Origin of the sequence: Aeromonas sp. R10-2, from assembly GCF_040908445.1 — a bacterium.
GTDB classification, from domain to species: domain Bacteria; phylum Pseudomonadota; class Gammaproteobacteria; order Enterobacterales; family Aeromonadaceae; genus Aeromonas; species Aeromonas veronii.
The window spans coordinates 1-19,599 of record NZ_JBFODS010000062.1; the positions used below are offsets into that span (position 1 = coordinate 1).

13 protein-coding genes and 1 pseudogene are annotated in these 19,599 nt (G+C 60.2%); 4 read left to right on the plus strand and 10 right to left on the minus strand.

Going from position 1 to position 19,599, the window contains the following annotated elements; genetic code table 11:
• A pseudogene (locus AB5Y97_RS12595) lies at window positions 1-435 on the plus strand (IS30-like element ISAs2 family transposase); the annotation flags it as partial.
• 109 nt (window positions 436-544) lie between these two features.
• Window positions 545-1,834 carry a sensor domain-containing diguanylate cyclase gene (locus tag AB5Y97_RS12600; RefSeq protein ID WP_201946455.1) on the plus strand — a complete coding sequence of 430 codons (1,290 nt, stop codon included), beginning with the start codon at window positions 545-547 and terminating at the stop codon, window positions 1,832-1,834.
• 86 nt (window positions 1,835-1,920) lie between these two features.
• Here the strand turns inward: AB5Y97_RS12600 and AB5Y97_RS12605 are convergent, their stop codons facing one another.
• On the minus strand, window positions 1,921-3,543 hold the full coding sequence (locus AB5Y97_RS12605; RefSeq protein ID WP_201946453.1) for an acyl-CoA synthetase: 1,623 nt from the start codon (window positions 3,541-3,543) through the stop codon (window positions 1,921-1,923).
• Between the two features lie 666 nt (window positions 3,544-4,209).
• Here AB5Y97_RS12605 and AB5Y97_RS12610 point away from each other — a divergent pair.
• On the plus strand, window positions 4,210-5,736 hold the full coding sequence (locus AB5Y97_RS12610; protein ID WP_201946452.1) for a YfcC family protein: 1,527 nt from the start codon (window positions 4,210-4,212) through the stop codon (window positions 5,734-5,736).
• A gap of 62 nt (window positions 5,737-5,798) precedes the next feature.
• On the opposite strand, the gene AB5Y97_RS12615 is transcribed toward AB5Y97_RS12610, so the two are convergent.
• Entirely contained in the window at window positions 5,799-5,987 is a 189-nt protein-coding gene (locus AB5Y97_RS12615) for a hypothetical protein (RefSeq protein ID WP_005352208.1), read from the minus strand.
• A gap of 501 nt (window positions 5,988-6,488) precedes the next feature.
• Between AB5Y97_RS12615 and AB5Y97_RS12620 the strand changes: the two genes are divergently transcribed.
• A complete protein-coding gene (locus tag AB5Y97_RS12620) occupies window positions 6,489-7,028 on the plus strand; it encodes a glycine zipper 2TM domain-containing protein (RefSeq protein WP_026035120.1) in 540 nt (179 codons plus the stop codon).
• A 115-nt stretch (window positions 7,029-7,143) separates the two neighbouring features.
• Here AB5Y97_RS12620 and xdhC read toward each other — a convergent pair whose 3' ends face one another.
• The 8 genes from xdhC to ygfM form a co-directional block, all read right to left on the minus strand.
• Complete coding sequence (xdhC, locus tag AB5Y97_RS12625; RefSeq protein WP_021230037.1) at window positions 7,144-7,629, minus strand: xanthine dehydrogenase iron sulfur-binding subunit XdhC; 486 nt, start codon at window positions 7,627-7,629, stop codon at window positions 7,144-7,146.
• Window positions 7,626-8,504 (minus strand): xanthine dehydrogenase FAD-binding subunit XdhB, encoded by an 879-nt coding sequence (gene xdhB / locus AB5Y97_RS12630; protein ID WP_201946450.1) that lies wholly within the window; start codon window positions 8,502-8,504, stop codon window positions 7,626-7,628. Before xdhB ends, xdhC begins: the two co-directional genes overlap by 4 nt.
• Entirely contained in the window at window positions 8,497-10,815 is a 2,319-nt protein-coding gene (gene xdhA / locus AB5Y97_RS12635) for a xanthine dehydrogenase molybdenum-binding subunit XdhA (protein ID WP_201946448.1), read from the minus strand. Before xdhA ends, xdhB begins: the two co-directional genes overlap by 8 nt.
• A gap of 378 nt (window positions 10,816-11,193) precedes the next feature.
• A complete protein-coding gene (locus AB5Y97_RS12640) occupies window positions 11,194-12,495 on the minus strand; it encodes an NCS2 family permease (RefSeq protein WP_234920545.1) in 1,302 nt (433 codons plus the stop codon).
• Between the two features lie 396 nt (window positions 12,496-12,891).
• Complete coding sequence (guaD, locus tag AB5Y97_RS12645; protein WP_201946446.1) at window positions 12,892-14,208, minus strand: guanine deaminase; 1,317 nt, start codon at window positions 14,206-14,208, stop codon at window positions 12,892-12,894.
• A 51-nt stretch (window positions 14,209-14,259) separates the two neighbouring features.
• The gene (locus AB5Y97_RS12650; protein ID WP_193859223.1) at window positions 14,260-15,783 is read right to left on the minus strand and encodes a nucleobase:cation symporter-2 family protein; all 1,524 of its coding nucleotides are present in this window, start codon (window positions 15,781-15,783) and stop codon (window positions 14,260-14,262) included.
• A 95-nt stretch (window positions 15,784-15,878) separates the two neighbouring features.
• Window positions 15,879-18,776 (minus strand): molybdopterin-dependent oxidoreductase Mo/Fe-S-binding subunit, encoded by a 2,898-nt coding sequence (locus AB5Y97_RS12655; protein WP_201946445.1) that lies wholly within the window; start codon window positions 18,774-18,776, stop codon window positions 15,879-15,881.
• Complete coding sequence (gene ygfM / locus AB5Y97_RS12660) at window positions 18,773-19,549, minus strand: molybdopterin-dependent oxidoreductase FAD-binding subunit (RefSeq protein ID WP_201946443.1); 777 nt, start codon at window positions 19,547-19,549, stop codon at window positions 18,773-18,775. The genes AB5Y97_RS12655 and ygfM overlap by 4 nt, the downstream gene beginning before the upstream one ends.
• Between the last annotated feature and the right edge of the window lie 50 nt (window positions 19,550-19,599).

A 19,599-nucleotide genomic window follows, 5' to 3' on the forward strand; every position in this document is an offset into this window, starting at 1 on the left:
GTGCTGGGCAAGCAAGGCACAGGTGCACTGGTCACCCTGGTGGAGCGCAAGAGCCGGCTCTATCTGGTCAAGCGGGTCGCGAGCAAACAGGCTGGGGTGGTGCGGGATGCGATAATCGAGATGTTAACGCCCTACATCGAGCAGGTGCATACCATCACCTTTGACAACGGCGGCGAGTTTGCCGAACACAAGGCGATAGAGGAAGCGCTGGGTGCCGAGACTTACTTTGCGCACCCTTACTCTTCGTGGGAGCGCGGTCTGAACGAGAACAGCAATGGGCTGTTGAGGCAGTTTATCCCAAAGGGAACAGACCTGAGAGAGGTCACGGACGAGGATGTCAGGAGAGCGGAGCAGTGGCTCAACCTACGACCTCGGAAATGTCTCGGATTCAGGCAGCCTGTCAAGGTATTCGAAGAGTACCGTCAGGCGGCATAGGCGAGTGTCGCACTTCGAAGTTGAATTCGCGCTTTATTTAAAACTGTTGATCTCTGTTGCGCGTCTTGTTCAACCGACCCATCGTAGCGACCCAAGGATGGCTAGCCCCATGAAGGATGAACCCTTCTCTATCCAGTTACAGCATGAGCTGGATCACCTCAAAGCCATCTTCAACGAGACGGACGCCTACATGTTTACCAAGGATCTGGCGGGCCGTTACACCTATGCCAATCAGGCGGTGCTGGATCTCTTTGGCTGCACCCTCGCCGAGTTGCAGGGGCAGGATGATCGGGCCTTTTTTGATCTCGAATTCTCCGACACCATTCAACGCAACGACCGGTTGGTACTGGAGCAGCAACTCACCATCGCTCAGGAGGAGATCAACTACCTCAAATCCACCGGGGAAAAGCGCTGCTACTGGACCGTTAAAAAGCCCATCCATGACAAGGATGGCAACCTGATCGGCCTGTGCGGCATCTCCACCGATATCACCGAACACAAGCTGATTGAGGCCCGCATGGCGGAGCAGCATCAGCTGCTGGAAATCATCCTCGCCAACGTGGATGCCCATATCTATATGAAGGACAGCCTGCACCGCTTTCTCTACGTCAACCAAAAGGTCGCCGATCTGCTGGGCATTCCTGCCGAGCAGATCATCAATCGGCGCGATGATGAGGTGATCCCGGCTGCCAGCGCCTGCCAGCTGTGGCGACTGGACAACCGGGTATTCGAAACCGGCAAGCTGCAAGCCGGGGAAGAGATGCTGACCGATCCCGAAGGCAATCAGCACTACTACTGGTCGGTCAAGGTGCCCTTTCTGTTGGGGGATGGCACCCCCACCCTGATCGGTATCTCCTCCGACATTACCGAACTGCACCAGCTCAAGGAGCAGCTGCACCAGCAGTCGGTGCGCGATGGCCTCACCGGTCTCTACAACCGCCGTTTCTTTTTCGAGTTGTGCGAGAAGAACCTCAGTCTGGACATGCGCCACCACCTCACCTCGGTGCTGATGGTGCTAGATGTGGATCAGTTCAAGTGCATCAACGATCGCTTCGGTCACCCCCTTGGGGATAGCGCGCTGGTGCATCTGGGCAGAGTAATGCAATCAGTGCTGCGCAGCGAAGATGTGCTGGCCCGCATCGGCGGTGACGAGTTTGCCATCTTGCTGCCCAACACCACCCTCTCGGCCGCCGCATCCCTGGCCGAGCGGCTGCGCCTGCAGGTGATGCAAAGCCCGCTGCCCCTGCCAGATGGAGATAAGCTGGTCATCACCATCAGCGCCGGACTGGTGGAAAATGGCGAAGGGGAGCTGATGGAGAGCCTCTACGCCCGCGCCGATCAGATGCTCTATCAGGCCAAACAGAGCGGCCGCAACTGCGTCGCTTGCAAGGCTCCCTAGCCACACAACGGGAGGGCCAGCAGCCCTCCAGACCCCTTGTATCTCCCTCCTATGAATGGCTGTGCTGGCTCCTTACGAACAGGCTGCTACCCCAGCTGTTTGCGCAGCACGAATTTTTGCACCTTGCCGGTCGAGGTCTTCGGCAGCGGGGTGAAGATGATGCGTTTGGGGGCCTTGAAGTGGGCCATCTGCTCACGACAAAAGGCGATCAGCTCCGCCTGGGTAGTCTCTCGCCCCTCTTTCAATTTCACGAAGGCGCAGGGCACCTCCCCCCACTTCTCATCGGGCATGGCGATCACCGCCGCTTCGTCCACATCGGGATGGCGATAGAGCACATCTTCTACCTCCAGACTGGAGATGTTCTCTCCGCCGGAGATGATGATGTCCTTGGATCTGTCCTTGATCTCCACATAACCATCCGGGTGCCACACCGCCAGATCGCCACTGCGAAACCACCCCTCCGCCATCGCCTCGGCGCTGGCCGCCGGATTTTTCAGATAGCCCTTCATCACCACATTGCCCCGCAGCACTATCTCCCCCATGGTTTTGCCATCTTTGGCCACCGGCTCGCCACTGACCGGATTGATGACCCTCATCTCCCCCTGCAGGGGCGACGCAACACCCTGCCGTGCCTTGAGGCGGGAGAGCGCCGTGGCATCCTGACCTTGCCAACTTCTTTGCGGTTCGCACAACACGCAGGGGCCATAGGTTTCGGTGAGGCCATATACGTGGGTCACGGCGATCCCCATCGCCTCCATCCCGGCGATCACGGTGGCGGGGGGCGCAGCGCCGGCGGTCATCACCTTGATGGGGTGATCCAGCCCCTGCTTGAGCGCTGGTTCGGCATTGTTGAGCATATTGAGCACGATGGGCGCCGCGCAGAAGTGGCTCACCTTGTGCTCGTGCAGCGCCTCATAAATGGCGGCGCCCTGCACATGGCGCAGGCAGACGCTCACCCCGGCGGTGGCCGCCAGCGTCCAGGGGAAGCACCAGCCGTTGCAGTGAAACATCGGCAAGGTCCAGAGATAGACGGGATGTTTGGGCAGCTCCCAGGAGAGCACGTTGTTGATGGCGTTGAGGTGGGCGCCGCGATGGTGATAGACCACCCCCTTGGGATTGCCGGTAGTGCCGGAGGTGTAGTTAAGGGAGATGGCCTGCCACTCATCTTGTGGCAGCCAGCCGGGTTCATCGCCGTTACCAGTGGCAATAAAAGCCTCATAGGTCAGGTCACTGACAAGCGCCCCTTCCCGGTAGAGGGGATCGTCGATGGCGATGACCAGCGGTTGGCGCTCCAGCAGATCCAGCGCCTTGCGCACCACAGGGCCAAACTCCCTGTCTACCAGCACCACCTTGCTCTGGGCATGCTGGAAGATAAAGGCCATCGACTCGGCATCGAGCCGGGTATTAATGGTGTTGAGCACGGCGCCGCTCATGGGCACTCCAAAGTGCGCTTCAAACATCGCCGGGATATTGGGCGCAACGATGGAGACGGTATCCCCCTCCCCGATACCGCGAAGCCGCAGGGCCGAGGCCAGCTGGCGGCAACGGCGGGCAGTCTCGCCCCAGCTCTGGCGTAGCGGGCCGTGGATCAGCGCCGGGTAGTCGGGATAGACCCGCTCCGCCCGCCCCAGAAAGCTGATGGGGGTCAGGGCCTCAAAATTGGCGGCGGTTTTGGCAAGATCACGCTCATAGATGTTCTGCACTGTCATCGGATTCCTTCCTCACAAGTGGCACAAAACGGGCTGTTCCGGGATGATTCAGAGGCCAAGAAGCGACATGGGCATCCTGCCCATCACTGGTCTCTTATGGGGATGACAGCCTAACAGTGAGCCTACGGCGGCAGGTATTAGCAAAACGTCTTAGACAGGGGCAGCCTGCTGCCAATAGGGGCCCCCTGTTTTCGTTGCAAAAAATATTTCGTTACTAGAAAGCGTGCCATTTTTTTCACAGGCTGTTTTTGGCGAAAAACGAAAAATGACGATAGTGGAATATTATTCCGTCAAAACTGCTTTATATGCCACTCCATTCATCTCGGCGCGCACTATTTTCATGGCATTTATTTAAGGCAACCCACGTCAATCGAAAACTGAAATAGTTATTGCATAATAACTTTTATTTCATATCAGCTGTTAAATCCATGGAAAATAAATTCTGTGAGCCATCCCATAAAGCGAGCATGGCACCATGTTCATCCAGCCGCGCACGGGTTACGGTTACAACGTGAAACAATCTACCGGATGTCCAATATCAGGCCAGATTTCTCGCCAATCACTACGCAATACACAGTGAATTTGCGTACCTTGGATGTATGACGCAGAAACCCTATCGACCCGATATTCCGCCGAGCCCAAACCTGCTTTATCAAGGAGCATTTTATGTGTGCCGTGCCGAATACCACACCACGCAGACAATTCCCTACTGCATTTACCATTCTGTTTCTTATTATGTTGCTGGCCATTGCGCTGACCTGGATAATTCCGGCGGGTGCCTATGCCAAACTCTCTTATAATCCAGCCAGTGAAAGCCTGATGGTCAATAGCCCACAGGGGGAAATAAGCCGACTTCCCGCAACCCAGGATGCCCTGGCAAAACTCAATATCAATATTGCGGTAGAGCAATTTACCAACGGCACCATCCGCAAGCCCATTGCCATTCCCGGCACCTATGCCCGATTGGAGCAAGCGCCCAAGGGGTTCGGTGACGTGGCGGTCAGCATGGTCAAGGGCACCATAGAGGGGGCGGATATCATCGTCTTTATTCTGGTGCTCGGGGGGCTGATCGGCGTCATCAACAAGACAGGTGCCTTCAGTGCAGGGCTGGTGGCGTTGTCGCGCAAGACCCGGGGCAACGAGTTCCTGTTTGTGGCGCTGGTCTGCTTCGTGATGGCGCTGGGAGGCACCACCTGCGGACTGGAGGAAGAGGCGGTCGCCTTCTACCCCATACTGGTGCCCATCTTTCTGGCGCTCGGCTATGACTCCATCGTCTGCGTGGGAGCCATCTTCCTCGCCGCCTCCATGGGAACCACCTTCTCCACCATCAATCCCTTCTCGGTGGTGATCGCCTCCAATGCCGCCGGCATTCCCTTTACCGAGGGGCTGATCTTTCGCGCCATTGGCTGTCTGGTGGGCACCCTGGTGGTGATCAGTTATCTCTACTGGTACTGCAAGAAGATCAAGGCCAACCCTGCCTTCTCCTACACCTATGAGGACAGAGAGAGTTTTCGCGCCCGTTTTCTCAAAGAGGGCTCTATGGACGAAGGGGTGCCCTTCACCCTGCGCCGCAAGATCATTCTGACCCTGTTTATCCTCGCCTTCCCGCTGATGGTGTGGGGCGTCTCCATGGCCGGTTGGTGGTTCCCGCAGATGGCGGCCTCCTTCCTGACCATCGCCATCATCATCATTTTTATCTCGGGTCTCAAAGAGAAAGAGGCTGTCGAGGCCTTTACTCAGGGGGCGTCGGAGCTGGTGGCCGTTTCGCTCATCATCGGGCTGGCACGGGGGGTCAATCTGGTGCTGGATCAGGGGATGATCTCAGACACCATTCTGGCCTACGCCTCCGATCTGGTCTCCGGCATGCATGGTGCCGTGTTCGCGGTGGCGCAGATGCTGGTGTTCACCCTGCTGGGGCTGGTGGTGCCCTCCTCCTCCGGGCTCGCAGTGCTCTCCATGCCCATCATGGCGCCGCTGGCAGATACCGTGATGATCCCCCGCTATATCGTGGTGTCGGCCTACAACTGGGGGCAATACGCCATGCTGTTCCTGGCCCCCACCGGACTGGTGCTGGTCACTCTGCAGATGCTCGGCATACAGTTCAACAAGTGGGTCAAGTTCGTGCTGCCCATGGTGGGCTTTGTGCTGGGATTTGGCGCCCTGATGCTGGTGGCGCAAGTGATGTTGGCCTGATGGGCCTGTGATACATGAGTGACAACACCCCGTGCCTGGCGCGGGATGTTCTTTTGTCAGCCTTAGTGGCGCACCCGCCCCTGCTGGCGGAAGCAGTAGAGTTTGAGGCTGATGTCGACGATATCGGCGGGAAGCTCCTCTCCCTGCTCGGCCAGGGGCCGGTAGAGGGATGAGAGCAGACGTTCGGCCTGCTGCACCGTGATGATGTTGGCCTGGATGGCCGGGGTGATCCAGCTGGGTAACATTGACATATCTCCCCCTCGTTGATCCGGTGATCTCGGGTGAACCTCTTCATTTCAGGTCTTACGCCGTTGTCTGCCGACCCGTTCACCCTCTGCTTCACCCAATCAAAGCAAAATGCTTGCCGTGATCTCTTATCGGCCAACATCCGATGGGGCTGGAGCCATTTATCAACCACTTGCGTGGCCATCTCAACGAACAGAGCCCTTGTTCAAGATCTCCCTTGACCTGCCCCCGTCAGCACTTTGCCACTCTGGCATTCTGCTCACCGCCCGCCTTGCAAATTGCGACTCGAATTGCTCCTTATCACACTGGCAGAGTCCACCATACGCCGGAAACTGGTCACTTTTAGTCCTTTGTCGCCAAAGCCAGACACTTTTTCATGGTGGCTGTTTTTTGACCTTGCCAGTGCCTGTCGCAGCCCCACCCCACTCGCCTTGTCCGGCCAACCGGTTATGACAAGATGGCGCCATATTGGAACAGCCCGTATGGGTATGCAGGAGAACAACAAGATGAACAGATCCATGATGGCAGGTATCGGTATTGGCATCGCCTCGGCCCTGGCACTCTCGGCGGCGGCCAGTGGCTCGCTCTTTACACCACAACCCACCTTTGCCGAGGTGATTGCCAGCAAGCCGATCACCGAGACCATCAAGACTCCCCGCCAGGAGTGTCGCAACGTCACCGTGACTCACCGCAAGCCGGTACAAGATGAGCACAAGATCCTCGGCACCGTGGTGGGCGCGGCGCTGGGTGGCGTGGTTGGCCACCAGTTTGGCGGCGGCAGCGGCAAGAAGGTGGCCACTGCTGCAGGGGCGGTCGCGGGTGGCTACGCCGGCAATCAGGTGCAGGGCAATATGCAGGCGGGGGATACCTACACCACCACCGAGCAGCGCTGCAAAACCGTGCAGGATACGAGCGTCAACACCATTGGTTATGACGTGACCTATCGCCTCGCAGGTCAGGAGGGGGTGATCCGCATGAAGCAAGCCCCCGGTGCAACCATTCCGGTCAAGGATGGCAAATTGGTGATCGACCAGCCAAAAGTGTGATGTCTCCTGGCCCCACTCAGCAGCAGGCCCGCCTCTTTCGAGGCGGGCCTGTGTTTTTGGGCGGCTTGTTTCCTTTCTCACACAACAGCACGTACCACTCACGGCACCCGAACTATCACCCCTTGCAGCACTTCTTCACCGCCCGCACCACGTTCTGATACCCGGTACAGCGGCAGAGGTTGCCCGACAGCCCGCGGCGGATCTCCGCATCGGTCAGCGGACGGCGTTCGGTCTTGTCGAGCAGAGCCGCACTCGCCATCACGAGGCCCGGGGTGCAAAAACCGCACTGCACCGCCCCCTCGTCGATAAAGGCCTGCTGCACATCAGAGAGCTCGTTACCTTTGCGTTCCCCCTCCACGGTACGAATGGATTTGCCATCGGCCCACACCGCCAGATAGAGGCAGCTGTCGATAGCGGTGCCATTCACCCGCACGGTACAGGCGCCGCACTCACCGACACTGCACCCCTCTTTCACACTGATAAGCCCCTGCCCGCGCAGGAAGTGGAGCAGCGACATGGTGGGCGGCACTGCATAGGAGTACGGCTTGCCGTTGATCTCGCACTGGATCTCCACGGCGGGACAGCTTTGCGGTTGCATCATAGGATCTTGCCTCCGGCACGTTCGACTGCGCAGGCGACCACCCGCTGCGCCAGGGTTTTGATAAGGTGCAGGCGAAACTCCTTCTCCGCCCGCCAGGAGGAACGCGGCGCCACATCGGCTACCACCGCCTCGGCAATGGCGGTCAGTGTGGCGCGAGTCAGGGGTTGCCCTTCGGCCGCCGCTTCCGCGTGAGGCGTGCGCACCGGCGTCGGGGCCGCCACGCCATAGGCCAGCCGCAGGCGCTTGAAGTGACCATCCTCAATCTGACAGTAGGCGGCGCAGCCGATGGTGGCGATATCCATGGCACCCCGCATGGCGTATTTGAAGTAGTGGGAGCCCACATGGGGGTGCGAGTCCGGCGCAAAGTGAAACGCCACCAGAATTTCCGCCGGTTGCAGCGCCACCTTGCCGGGGCCGGTGTGAAAACCGGCGATGGGGATGCGGCGCGTACCGTTAGGGCCAGCAATCTCAAGCTCGGCCTCGAGCGCGACGGTAGGCGCCGCCGAGTCAGCACTGGTGGCGCCGTTGCAAATATTGCCGCCATAGGTGGCGACGTTGCGGATCTGCGGGCCGGCGATGGTGGCGGCCGCCTCGGCCAGCATCGGCAGGCGGCACTGCACCAGTTCGTTCTCGATGATCTCGGTAAAGGTGGTGCCGGAGCCGATGCGGATCGACCCATCAGGCAACTCGCACACCCCTTTGAGTTCGGGCAAGTCGTGAATATCAACGATATGGCGATAGGCGGCGTTGAGGTGATGCAGCTGGATCATCACATCGGTGCCACCAGCCAAGAGACGCGCCTCAGGGTCGGCCTGACGCAGGGCGACCGCCTCGGCCACGCTGTGCGCCTTGTAGTAACGGGCAATATCAAACATGGTGTTGCTCCTCCCCTGATCCCTCGCCAATCAAACCCGCCGCGACAAACTCCCGGAACAGGGTTTTGGGGGTGATGGGCAGCTCGTTGATGGCGACCCCGGTCGCCATGCGAATGGCGTTACGGATGGCGGGGCCCGGCGAGATGATAGGCGGTTCCCCCAGAGATTTGTGGCCATAAACCGACTGGGGTTCATAGGTCTGCACGAAGTCGCATTCGAGCTCGGGCAAGTCCAGCATGGTGGGGAACTTGTAATCGAGCAAGTTGGGGTTGCGCACCACGCCGGTTTTGGCGTCGATGATCATCTCCTCGAACAGGGACCAGCCGATCCCCATCCCCATGCCGCCGTGCACTTGCCCCTCCGCCAGCTTCGGGTTGAGGATCTTGCCGGCATCGTGCAGGTTGATGATGCGATTGATGGTCACCTTGCAGAGATCGATATCAACGCTGAGATCGACAAAGGTACAGCCGAAACTGGGTGGGTTGGTGGTGGTCTTGTGGGAGACCTCGGAGGTGATCTGGCCACCGATGGTGAGGTGGTAGTAGGCGTTGACCGACACCTCGGCGACGCTGATCAGCACCTTGTCCGGCGCACCGGCCAGCACCACGTAGCCGTCGATCAGGGTCAGCGATCCTACATCCTGATGGCAGAGTTGGGCCGCCAGCGACAAAATGCGGGCCCGCAACTGCAGCGCCGCCTGATGGATGGCGGGGGCCGCCACATAGCTCTGACGCGAGGCGAACGAGCCAGGATCATAAGCAGTAATGTCGGTATCCTGAGTCGAGATGACCCGGATCTGCTCAAACGGAATGCCCAACGTCTGGGCCGCCATCTGGGCAAAGACGGTGTCCGACCCCTGCCCTATCTCGGTGGCGCCGATCTGCAGATTTACGGTGCCATCCTGATTGAGCAGCATGCGGGCGCCGGCAATTTCGACCCCCACCGGATAGGTGTTCGAGCCGTAGCTAAAGCACGCCACCCCGATGCCGCGCCGCACCCGGCTCGCCGGATCCTGCCCCAGACACTCGGCCTTGAGTCGATCCCACTCGAACATCTCGCGACCACGCAGCAGGCAGTCCGGCAACCCGGCGCTGTAGATGGTCTTCTGGTTGACCTGATTGACATCCCCCTCGCGCGCCACGTTGGCGATCCGCACATCGAGCGGGTCTAACCCGAGTTCAGCGCAAGCATCGTCCAGCATGCACTCGAGGGCAAAAATCGCCTGCGGCGCGCCGTAACCGCGCATGGCACCGGCGGTGGGCAGGTTGCTGTAGAAGGTCTTGGCGTCATAACCGAAGGCGCTGCGCGGATAGAGGTAGCTGATCTTGTTGCCACCGGCGCTGGCGATGGAGTGGCCGTGGGAGGCATAGCCGCCGGTGTTGGAGAGCACGTCAAGCTGATAGCCCTTGAGGGTGCCGTTGCGGTTGAGGCCTATCTTGCCATCGATGGCAAAGCCATGGCGGGTGCGAGAGGCAAAGAAGCACTCCTCCCGGCTCAAGGTCACCTTGACCGGCACGCCGCCGAGCTTGTAGCTCAAAAATGCCGCCATTGGCTCTTCCAGCACATCCTGCTTGTTGCCAAAGCCGCCGCCCATATAGGGCTTGATCACCCGCACGCTCGACCAGGGCAGGCCGAGGGACTTGGCCACCCGGCTACGCACAATCTGGGGGATCTGGGTGCTGCTGACGACGATGATGTGGTCCGGTTGATCCATGTAGGCGTAGCAGGTCACCGTCTCCAGATGGCAGTGCTGCACCACCGGCGTCCGGTAGTGCCCCTGAAACTGCAGATCTGCCGCCGCAATGGCCTGCTCCGGGTCATTGGCGCGAAGCTGACTTTGGCGCAGCAGATTGCCGCTCGGGTGGATGGGATAGGCATCGTCGGCCAGCGCGCTTTCGGCATCCGTCATCACCGGCAGCGGCTCGTAAGTCACCTTGACCAGCGCGGCAGCCTTCTCGGCCACCAGCGGATCGCGGGCTACGACTATGGCGACCCCATCGCCAAAGTGGCGTACATGGTCTGTGAGCAGACGGCGGTCTTTCACATCACGTTTCGCCTCATCGAGAGACCAGGCGTGACCGGCGGTACGAAAACAGGTGATGGGGACATCTTCATGGGTAAACACGGCTTCGACCCCGTGCAAGGCCAGCGCCTCTGTCGCATCGATGGCGAGCACCTTGCCGTGGGCAATATTGCTCCGCACGTACTTGGCGTGGCGCATCCCGAGCATGATGTTGTCATCGGTATAGCGGGCGCTGCCGGTCACCTTGGCCTCGGCATCTACCCGCTTGAGCGGTAATCCTATGGACATATGCAAGTCCTTTTTCGAATGGAAAAATCTGGAACCGGCATAAAAAACAGCAAGATATGCGCCTGTTTCCCGCCATCGTCAGGACAATGGGGAGAAGTGTGAAGGGGATCCCATCTAGCCCTCTTTTGTTGGCTCGCAGCAACAAGCCAAGGGCAGCCCCTGAGCAAACGGGGCACATTTGCGGTGAAAAAAGCGGCAGAGCGAGGAGAGCAAAGGTAGGAGCCTATCAATCTGGTAGGAGGATTTATCAAAATGGTATCGCGATGCCCCCCCCCCAACTGCGGAGACGGCCGAGACGTGATAGTCAGCATGAGCGGGCTAAAAATAACAGGCATAAAAATGGGGCCGCCAGTGCGGCCCCAAACGGGCGGGTTATCCCTAAATAGCCCACCCCCCAGCATAAAAGAGCACCAGTGCCAGGGCGATGACCACGGTGCCGACGTTGAGCTTGTGCCACTCCTTCGAGCAGATGCGGCCGATCACCAGCGAGCTGAAGCCAAGCATGATGCCAGTGACGATATTGCAGGTGAGCACAATAAAGACGGCGCACACCAACCCGGACATGGCCCCGACAAAGTCATTGAAATCGAGCTTGGTGACGTTGCTCAGCATCAGGAGCCCTACATACATCAGGGCTGGTGCGGTGGCATAGGCGGGCACCAGATAGGAGAGCGGCGAGAGGAACAACATCAGCAGGAAAAGGCCACCGACCACAGTCGCGGTCAGGCCGGTTTTGCCCCCCGCCGCCGTGCCCGCGGCCGATTCGATATAGACGGCAGCCGGTGCCGCCCCCACCAGACTGGAGAAAATGCTGCTGACCGAGTCGGCACTGAGCGCCTTGCCGCTGTTGATGATGTGACCATCCTTATCGAGCAGGTTGGCCTGCCCTGCTACCGCCCGGATGGTGCCGGTGGCATCAAATACCGCCGTCATTACCAGCGCCAGTACGCTGGGCAACACCAGCGGCGAGAGGGCCCCCATGATATCCAGACTGAAGATGAGGGACTTGCCTTGATCGTCCGAGAGGCTCGGCAGGGCGAACAATCCCTGATACTTCACCGCCGGATCGAAGATAAGGCCGAAGATAGAGATGGCGATGATCACCAGCAGGATCCCCCCCGGTACTCTCAGCTTCTCCAGCCCGAAGATCACCGCAAGGCCGATCAGGGACATGATGACCGGCATTGAGGTAAAGGCCCCCAGCGCCACCGGCAGCCCCTCAAGCGGGTTCTTGATCACCAGCCCCACCCCGTTGGCGGCGATAAGCAGCAAGAAGAGACCAATCCCGATGCCGGTACCATGGGCAATTCCCATCGGCAGGTTGTCGAGGATCCAGCTACGCACCCCGGTCACCGAGATGGCGGTAAACAGCACCCCCATCAGGAAGACGGCGCCCAACGCCACCGGAATGGGGATCTGCTGCCCCAGCACCAGACTGAATGCAGTAAACGCCGTGAGGGAAATAGCGCAACCGATGGCCATCGGCAACTTGGCCCAGAGCCCCATCAAGAGCGAACCGAACCCCGCCACCAGACAGGTGGCGACAAAGACGGCGCCGGGGGGAAAGCCCGCCTTGCCGAGCATGCTCGGCACCACTATCACCGAGTAGACCATGGCAAGGAATGTGGTGAGGCCCGCCAGCACCTCCTGTCTGACGTTGCTGCCCCGCTCGCTGATCATAAAGTAGCGATCAAGAGCCGTGAGCGGCTGTTGCTTTGCTGCGCTCTGGCTGGCGTCATCATTGGCCAGCTGTTCCACGCTGTTTGTCCTGCTGTTTGCTTGGGTCATACCCAACTCCTTCACACGCGCCTGAATGTTCCATGACGAAATGGCGACAGGATCTGCGGGTCTGCCGAGCGCCAGTCTGATGAGAAACAGGCGATGGCGGCAGAGGATGCGACAGACAGACCAGGGCAGGCGGCCTTGACTCAAACGTTTGCCTTGCTGGTCAAAAAAACCGGGCCATTTCACGTTCTATGCGGGGAGATCCCCTGTCGTGCGGCAAGACTGGCGCCATGTGGAGCACGCCATCCGCCGTATTCGTTGGGGCTGCGCCGCGGCAGCCCACTCCAGCCACTACCCCCGTTCATGCACCAGTTGGCCATCCACATAGGTGCGGTAGATGGATCTGTCATCCCCCAGGGTCAACAGCACAAAGAGCTTGTCCCGCAGGGTGGTGGAGTTGTCATAACGCAGCTGCTGCAGCGGGGTGGCGACCGGGTCGAGCACCACGAAGTCCGCCTCCTTGCCCACCGCAAAGCTGCCGATCTTCTCGTCAAGCCCCAGCGAATGGGCGCCGCCCAGGGTCGCCAGATAGAAGGCCTGATAGGCCGAGAGCCGCTCGCCCTGCAACTGCATCACCTTGTAGGCCTCGTTGAGGGTCTGCAGCATGTTGAAGGTGGTGCCGGCGCCTATGTCGGTGCCCATCCCCACCTTCACCTGCTTGCGCCACGCCTGGTGCAGCTTGAAGAGGCCACTGCCGAGATAAAGATTCGAGGTGGGACAAAACGCGATGGTGGATCCGGTCTCCTTCAGGCAATCCCACTCCTGCTCTTCCAGATGGACGCAGTGGGCAAAGACGCAGTTGTGGCCGGTCAGGCCATGCTGGTGATAGACATCGAGATAGCCCTTGTGCGCCGGGAAGAGGGATTTGACCCAGGCGATCTCGTCCTTGTTCTCGCACAGATGGGTGTGCAGATAGGTGGTGGGAAACTCTTCGCGCAGTCTCCGCGCCATCGCCAGCTGCTCGGGTGTCGAGGTGGGTGCAAATCGTGGTGTGATGGCATAGAGCAGTCGACCGTTGCCGTGCCAGCGCTCGATAAGCTGCTTGCTCTGCACATAGCTGCTCTCGGCGGTATCGAGCAGATAGTCGGGTGCATTGCGATCCATCATCACTTTGCCAGCGATCATCCGCATATTGATGCGGCTGGCCGCCTCGAACAGGGCATCCACCGACTCGGGGTGCACTGTGCCGAACACCAGCGCCGTGGTGGTACCGTTTCGCAGCAGCTGTTTGATAAAGAAGGTGGACATCTCGCGGGCATATTCGAGATCGTTGTAGCGCCGCTCGGCCGGAAAGGTGTGGCGGTTGAGCCACTCCAGCAGCTGTTCGCCATAGGCCCCTACCATCTCGCTCTGGGGATAGTGAATGTGGGTATCGACAAAGCCCGGCACTATCATCTTGCCGCGATAATCGCGCACCCGCACTTCGGCCGGAATGCGATCTTTCCCCTCCTCCCACTCACCGAACCAGTCGATGCAACCGTTGCGAATGATCAGCAGACCATCCTCGATAAGGCGGGCGTTGGACTCAATCTCCTCGGGCTGATCCACCACCCGGGTGATATCGAAGAAGCTGCCGCGTACCGCTTTGACAGAGTTGTCGTTTTTCATAACCGTTTCCCTGTTTTTCTTGTTCTGTTGACGTTTTTGCCGGTTTAACCGTCAGATCCGTTCCACTTGTGGCGCCACCGCCTGCCCGGGCACTGGCTCTGGTGAGCCCTCATCCTTGCTGGCCAATGGCTGGCCGGCACTGCGGGTGGTAAAGATCACATCCGGCTTGTCGCTCAGCTGGATCACTTCAACCGCCTCTGCATCCCTGATGGCCGCCTTGCGTTTGCGGCTCTGTGGCAGCACCAGGTTCATGATGATGGCGGTGATGCCGCCGGCGCAGATGGGGTTCTCCACCAGCATGTAGATACCCGCCGGCAACACCTTGAAGACGTTCGGGTCATAGGAAACACCGAGCCCCAGCCCCAGCGAAGTGGCGACAATCAGGGTCTCCCGCCGATCGAAACCGTGGCTGATGATGATGCGACCACCGGCGATGGCGATCATGGAGAACATGATGACCATGGCGCCCCCCATCACAGGTGACGGTATGGTGGTAAAGAAGCGCCCCACCACCGGGAAGAGCCCCAGCAGCACCAGAATGACGGCGATAAACTTGCCCACATGGCGTGACGCCACTCCGGTCATCTGGATGACCCCGTTGTTCTGGGCAAAGGTGGTGAGCGGCAGGGAACCGAGGGCCGAGGCAATGACCGAGACCAACCCGTCCGCCAGAACACCGCCGGAGAGCCGTTTTTGAAATTCAGGCCCCTGAATATCCCGGTGGGAGACCATGGCGGTGGCTGTGATGTCCCCCACCGCCTCCAGCACGCTCAACAGATAGATGGTGCCCGCCAACATAAAGGCGTGAAAATCGAAGGAGAAACCGTACTTGAACGGGATCGGTACCGTAATAAGCGGCAGGTTCTCAAGGGCGGAGAAATCCACCATACCGAGCATCAGGGCCACCGCATAACCCACCATCAGACCGATGGCAATCCCGCTCATCCGCAGCAGCGGGCTTCGGCTGCAGTTAAAGGCGACGATAACGCAGAGCACCAGCAGCCCCAGCCCGATGTGCTCATATTTGCCAAAGGTGCCGCTGCTCATGGCGGAGAAGCCGCCGCCAAAGTCGATGATCCCCACCTTGATAAGGCTCAGGCCAATCATCAGTACCACCACCCCGCTCACGGTCGGGGTGATCACCCGCTTGAGGTAGGGCAGCACAAAGGAGGAGCCCATCACCAGAAAGGCGCCGACAAAGGAGACCCCGAGCAGGGTCGAGACGATCAGCTCCTCGTGGATGCCATCTTTTTTCATGGCGCCGCCGAGGGCGATCATCACGGTGACGAAGGAGAAGTTGACCGACTGGATGGAGAGCAACCCAGACCCGATGGGGCCATAACGGTTCACCTGCAGCCAGGTGCCGATACCGGAGGCGATCATCGCCATGGAGACCAGATAGGCGGTGATCTCGGTGGAGAGGCCCAGGGCGCCGCCGACGATCAGCGCCGGGGTTACCATAGGAACAAAAATGGCCAGCAGATGGGTCACTGCACCCATCAGGGTTTGATAAAACGGGGGTTTGTCTTCCAGCTCGTAAATGAGATCCGAGTGCTTGCGTGTTGTTTTAGACATCGTGTTTGTCCCATCACACAGAATGTAGGCGGAGTACTCATTCCGCCGTCAGGCGCTGGGGGCGAGCTGGCGCCCGCCCCTCACCTTTTCTTTTGTTATGCCGACACTTTTTGCTCCAGCTTGCCCAGTTCGCACAGGATCTGCTCCGGCGTGAAGTGCCACTTGCGCAGCCAGACACCGCAGGCGTCATGGATGGCGGTGGCGATGGCAGGTGCGGCGCCGTTGACCCCGATCTCCGAGATGGACTTGGCGCCGTAAGGGCCGACCTTGTCATCACTCGGCACCAGGAAGGCCCGAAAATCGCGCGGAATATCGCCAATCTTGGGCGCGCCATAGCTCTTCAGATCCCGGGTGAGCGGGATGCCCTTGCTGTCGTAGCAGATCTCCTCGCTCATGCTGTGGCCGATGGCCCGCATGGTCGCCCCGTAGATCTGGCCGAGCGCCAGCTCCGGGTTGATGGGGGTACCACAGTCGAGCAGTGCGTAGAACTTGTCGAGCCGGATCTCGCCGGTTCTGACGTTGACCGCCACCTCGGCGAAGTTGGCCCCGTACGGGAAGGCAAGCTCCGAAGTAATGTAGCTGGCGGTGCCCACCAGAATGCCAAAGCCGGTACCGGTCTCGGCCTTGTGGGCCAGCTTGGCGAGGCTCACCTCCCCCTGCTTGCCGCGTACTATGCCCGGGTGAACCAGCTCCACATCCTCCACCGGCTCGCCCAGCATGGCGGCGCCGTGGAACAGGATCTTCGCCTTGAGGTTCTCGGCCGCCATCTTGGCCGCATTGCCAGAGAAGCAGGTGCCTGACGAGGCGTAGGCCCCCTTGTCGAACAGGGCATGGTCGGTGTCGCCAGAGATCACATGCACATCGCTGAGCGGGCAACCGAGCACCTCGGCGGTCAGCTTGGCCACCACGGTATCGAGGCCGGTACCGATATCGGCGCCACCGGAGTGGACGATAAAGGTACCGTCCGATTCCAGTTTGACCATGCAGTTGGCCTGATCGATATCGGGGATCCCAGATTTTTGCATGATGATGGCGACGCCGCGGCCGATGCGCCAATCCCCGTCGGCGGGTTTGGGACTGTCCCAAGCGATAAGCTCTCGACCCTGTTTGAGGATGGGTTCGAGGGCGCAACTGGCAGCGTGGGGCACAGAAGTGGGCATCTTGCCCTCGCCGATGGCGCCCAGCACCTTGAGGATGTCCCCTTCGTGCACCCGGTTGTGCTCCACCATGTCGAGCTGATCGATGCCGAGTCGCTCGGCCAGTTCGGCAATGGCCATGGTCAGGGCGAAGTTGCCCTTGGGCGCGCCGTAACCCTGATAGGCGCCGGTCGGGCAAATGTTGCTGTAGTAGGTGTTGACGGTAAAGCGCACGTTGTCGCACGGGTAGAGCGGCAAAGAGAGCGCCGGGCCGTTGCTCGGCACCGTCAATGAGTGGTTGCCGTAAGGGCCGGTGTTGGCGCGAAAATCCATGTCGATGGCGGTGATGGTGCCATCTTTTTTGGCCCCCACTTTCACCTTCACCTTGGCCACGTGGCGGGAGGTGTTGCTGATGAACTCCTCTTCACGGGTGTAGCGGAAGGTGACCGGACGGCCGGTGACCTTGGTCGCCCAGGCGCACACCTCTTCCAGCAGGATATCCTGCTTGGAGCCAAAGCCGCCCCCTACCCGCTCCTTGATCACATGCACCTGGTGCTGCTTCATGCCGACAATGCGCGCCACCTGACGGCGCACGTGCCACGGCACCTGAGTGGATGCGTGAATAACCAGACGATCCCCATCCATGTAGGTGAAGCAGATGTGCGGCTCGGTCGGGCACTGCTGGGCCTGGGTCGATTCGTAGGTGCGTTCGACTATCTCGTCCGCCTCGGCAAAGCCTTTGGCCACATCACCGATCTGGCCATGGACGCTGGCGGCCAGGTTCTCGTGCGGGCGGGAGCCGATGGGGAAGTTGATGATCATGTGCTCGTCGCCACGGCGTACCGAGCAGGCGTTCTGCTGCTCGAGATCCGCCGGCGCACCGGCCATGTAGACAATGGGCTCGTCGTGGACCAGCGGTGCATTGGGGGCCATCGCCTCATCGATATTCATGACCGCTGGCAGCACCTGATACTCAACCTCGATGAGTTTCAGGGCTGCCAATGCGATGGCTTCGCTCTCGGCCACCACGGCGGCCACCCGGTCACCTACGTGGCGCACCTTGCGGCTGAACATGCGGCGATCGAGCGGTGACGGCTCGGGAGCACTCTGGCCACCCGGGGTGTAAAACACATCCGGGCAGTTGAGGTGGGTGATGACATGCACGACGCCCGGCAGCGCTTGCGCGCGGCTCACGTCGAGTTTGGTGATCACAGCATGGGGATGGGGACTGCGCAGCATCTTGATGATCAGCGCATCTTCAGTAACCCGATCCTCCACGTAGCAGGGCTTGGCCTGCACCATCTTGGCGGCGTCCACTTTTGGGCAGCTCTTACCGATATGGCGCAAATCGTCGCGAAACTCGGGGGCGATCTGGCACAGGTAATCGGGATCCTTCATCCGTGAACAGGCAAGCTCGATGGCCTGATAGAACTGCTGATAACCGCCATCGCGGTGAAAGAGGCCCGAGAGGGCATCGTCGATTTGATCACGGGTGGGCTCGGGGTGGCGATCAAGCAGGTCGGTGACGATGAGCGCGGCGGCCGGATCGTTGTAGCCGGACTGCACCACACCCACGTCCACCATCGCCTGCTGCACCAGACTGAGCTGGTTCCAGCTACCCAGCGACTCGGCGGTGCGCACGTCGGATCCATCCAGCTGGGCGGCGATCAGCAGGGAGGCATTGATCACCTTGCCGTTGAAGAGAATGGCGTCGGAGCCGGCGAAGCCAAAGCCGTCGTCACTGTTGCGCACCGAGTGCATCCGGCACTGGTTGAACAGCACCCGCTGGGCATTGTCACCGGCCTTGCAGATGACGGTACGCAGAGCACCGTTCAGGGTAAAGTTGAGTTCCATCATGCCTGTACCTCCTGCTGCTGGCAGTCCACCAGCAGATCCGCCACCACTACACCGGTGATATACCGCTTGTAACTTATGCTGCCCGCCAGATCCTCACGGGGCGCAATCAGCTCGCTCACGGCGGCCTCCAGCGCAGCATCGTGCAGATCGCGGCGCTCCAGATCCCGCAGCCGCATCGGCTGCGGGGTAACGCCAGCGACGGCCACCCGCATCTCGCCAATGCTGTCGAGGGCTACCGCGGCGGTCATTACCGCCAAGCCATCGGCGTTGCGGCTGATGCGGCGGGTGGCGCAGCGCAGTTCAGGCTCCGGCAGCACAACTCCGAGCACCAGGGCATTGCGCTGCCCCGCCAGATAGGCGTCGATGGGTTGCAGCAGGTTGTTCTCCAGCACCACCACGGCTTCGAGTACCAGCAGTACCGGCAGCAAGGGGGAGTCCTGTTGCTGGCAGGCAAGTTCGCCGCCAATGGTGGCCTGATTGCGCAGATGGCGGGAGTAGATAAACCCCAGCGCGTCGCACAGGGCGGCCGGGGTACGGGGATCATCTTTCAGGGTCTGCAGGGTGACGGTGGCGCCGATATGGAGCTGGCCGTGCTGTTGCTCAATCTGGTCAAGCCCCAGCTTGTCCAGTGAGATAGCGACCTTCTTGTCGGTGCGGGTCGGGGCGGCGTTAAGCTTGCTGCCGCCCCCCATGTAGACGGCGTCGTTGCCGAAGCTGGCCTTGAGTTCCAAAGCCTGACCCAGTTGCTCGGGTCGGAAGAATTGCTCAATCATGTGTCGTCCTTACTCTTGCTGCCCGCCGCCGGGGGAGATCCACAGGGCGG

What these genes read in the sequence shown, in the direction of transcription:
- AB5Y97_RS12605 (WP_201946453.1), bottom strand. Translation starts at nt 3,543, where the DNA reads ATGACAGTGCAGAACATCTATGAGCGTGATCTTGCCAAAACCGCCGCC.
- AB5Y97_RS12610 (WP_201946452.1), top strand. Translation starts at nt 4,210, where the DNA reads ATGTGTGCCGTGCCGAATACCACACCACGCAGACAATTCCCTACTGCA.
- AB5Y97_RS12620 (WP_026035120.1), top strand. Translation starts at nt 6,489, where the DNA reads ATGAACAGATCCATGATGGCAGGTATCGGTATTGGCATCGCCTCGGCC.
- xdhC (WP_021230037.1), bottom strand. Translation starts at nt 7,629, where the DNA reads ATGATGCAACCGCAAAGCTGTCCCGCCGTGGAGATCCAGTGCGAGATC.
- AB5Y97_RS12640 (WP_234920545.1), bottom strand. Translation starts at nt 12,495, where the DNA reads ATGATCAGCGAGCGGGGCAGCAACGTCAGACAGGAGGTGCTGGCGGGC.
- xdhB (WP_201946450.1), bottom strand. Translation starts at nt 8,504, where the DNA reads ATGTTTGATATTGCCCGTTACTACAAGGCGCACAGCGTGGCCGAGGCG.
- AB5Y97_RS12655 (WP_201946445.1), bottom strand. Translation starts at nt 18,776, where the DNA reads ATGATGGAACTCAACTTTACCCTGAACGGTGCTCTGCGTACCGTCATC.
- AB5Y97_RS12600 (WP_201946455.1), top strand. Translation starts at nt 545, where the DNA reads ATGAAGGATGAACCCTTCTCTATCCAGTTACAGCATGAGCTGGATCAC.
- ygfM (WP_201946443.1), bottom strand. Translation starts at nt 19,549, where the DNA reads ATGATTGAGCAATTCTTCCGACCCGAGCAACTGGGTCAGGCTTTGGAA.
- AB5Y97_RS12615 (WP_005352208.1), bottom strand. Translation starts at nt 5,987, where the DNA reads ATGTCAATGTTACCCAGCTGGATCACCCCGGCCATCCAGGCCAACATC.
- guaD (WP_201946446.1), bottom strand. Translation starts at nt 14,208, where the DNA reads ATGAAAAACGACAACTCTGTCAAAGCGGTACGCGGCAGCTTCTTCGAT.
- AB5Y97_RS12650 (WP_193859223.1), bottom strand. Translation starts at nt 15,783, where the DNA reads ATGTCTAAAACAACACGCAAGCACTCGGATCTCATTTACGAGCTGGAA.
- xdhA (WP_201946448.1), bottom strand. Translation starts at nt 10,815, where the DNA reads ATGTCCATAGGATTACCGCTCAAGCGGGTAGATGCCGAGGCCAAGGTG.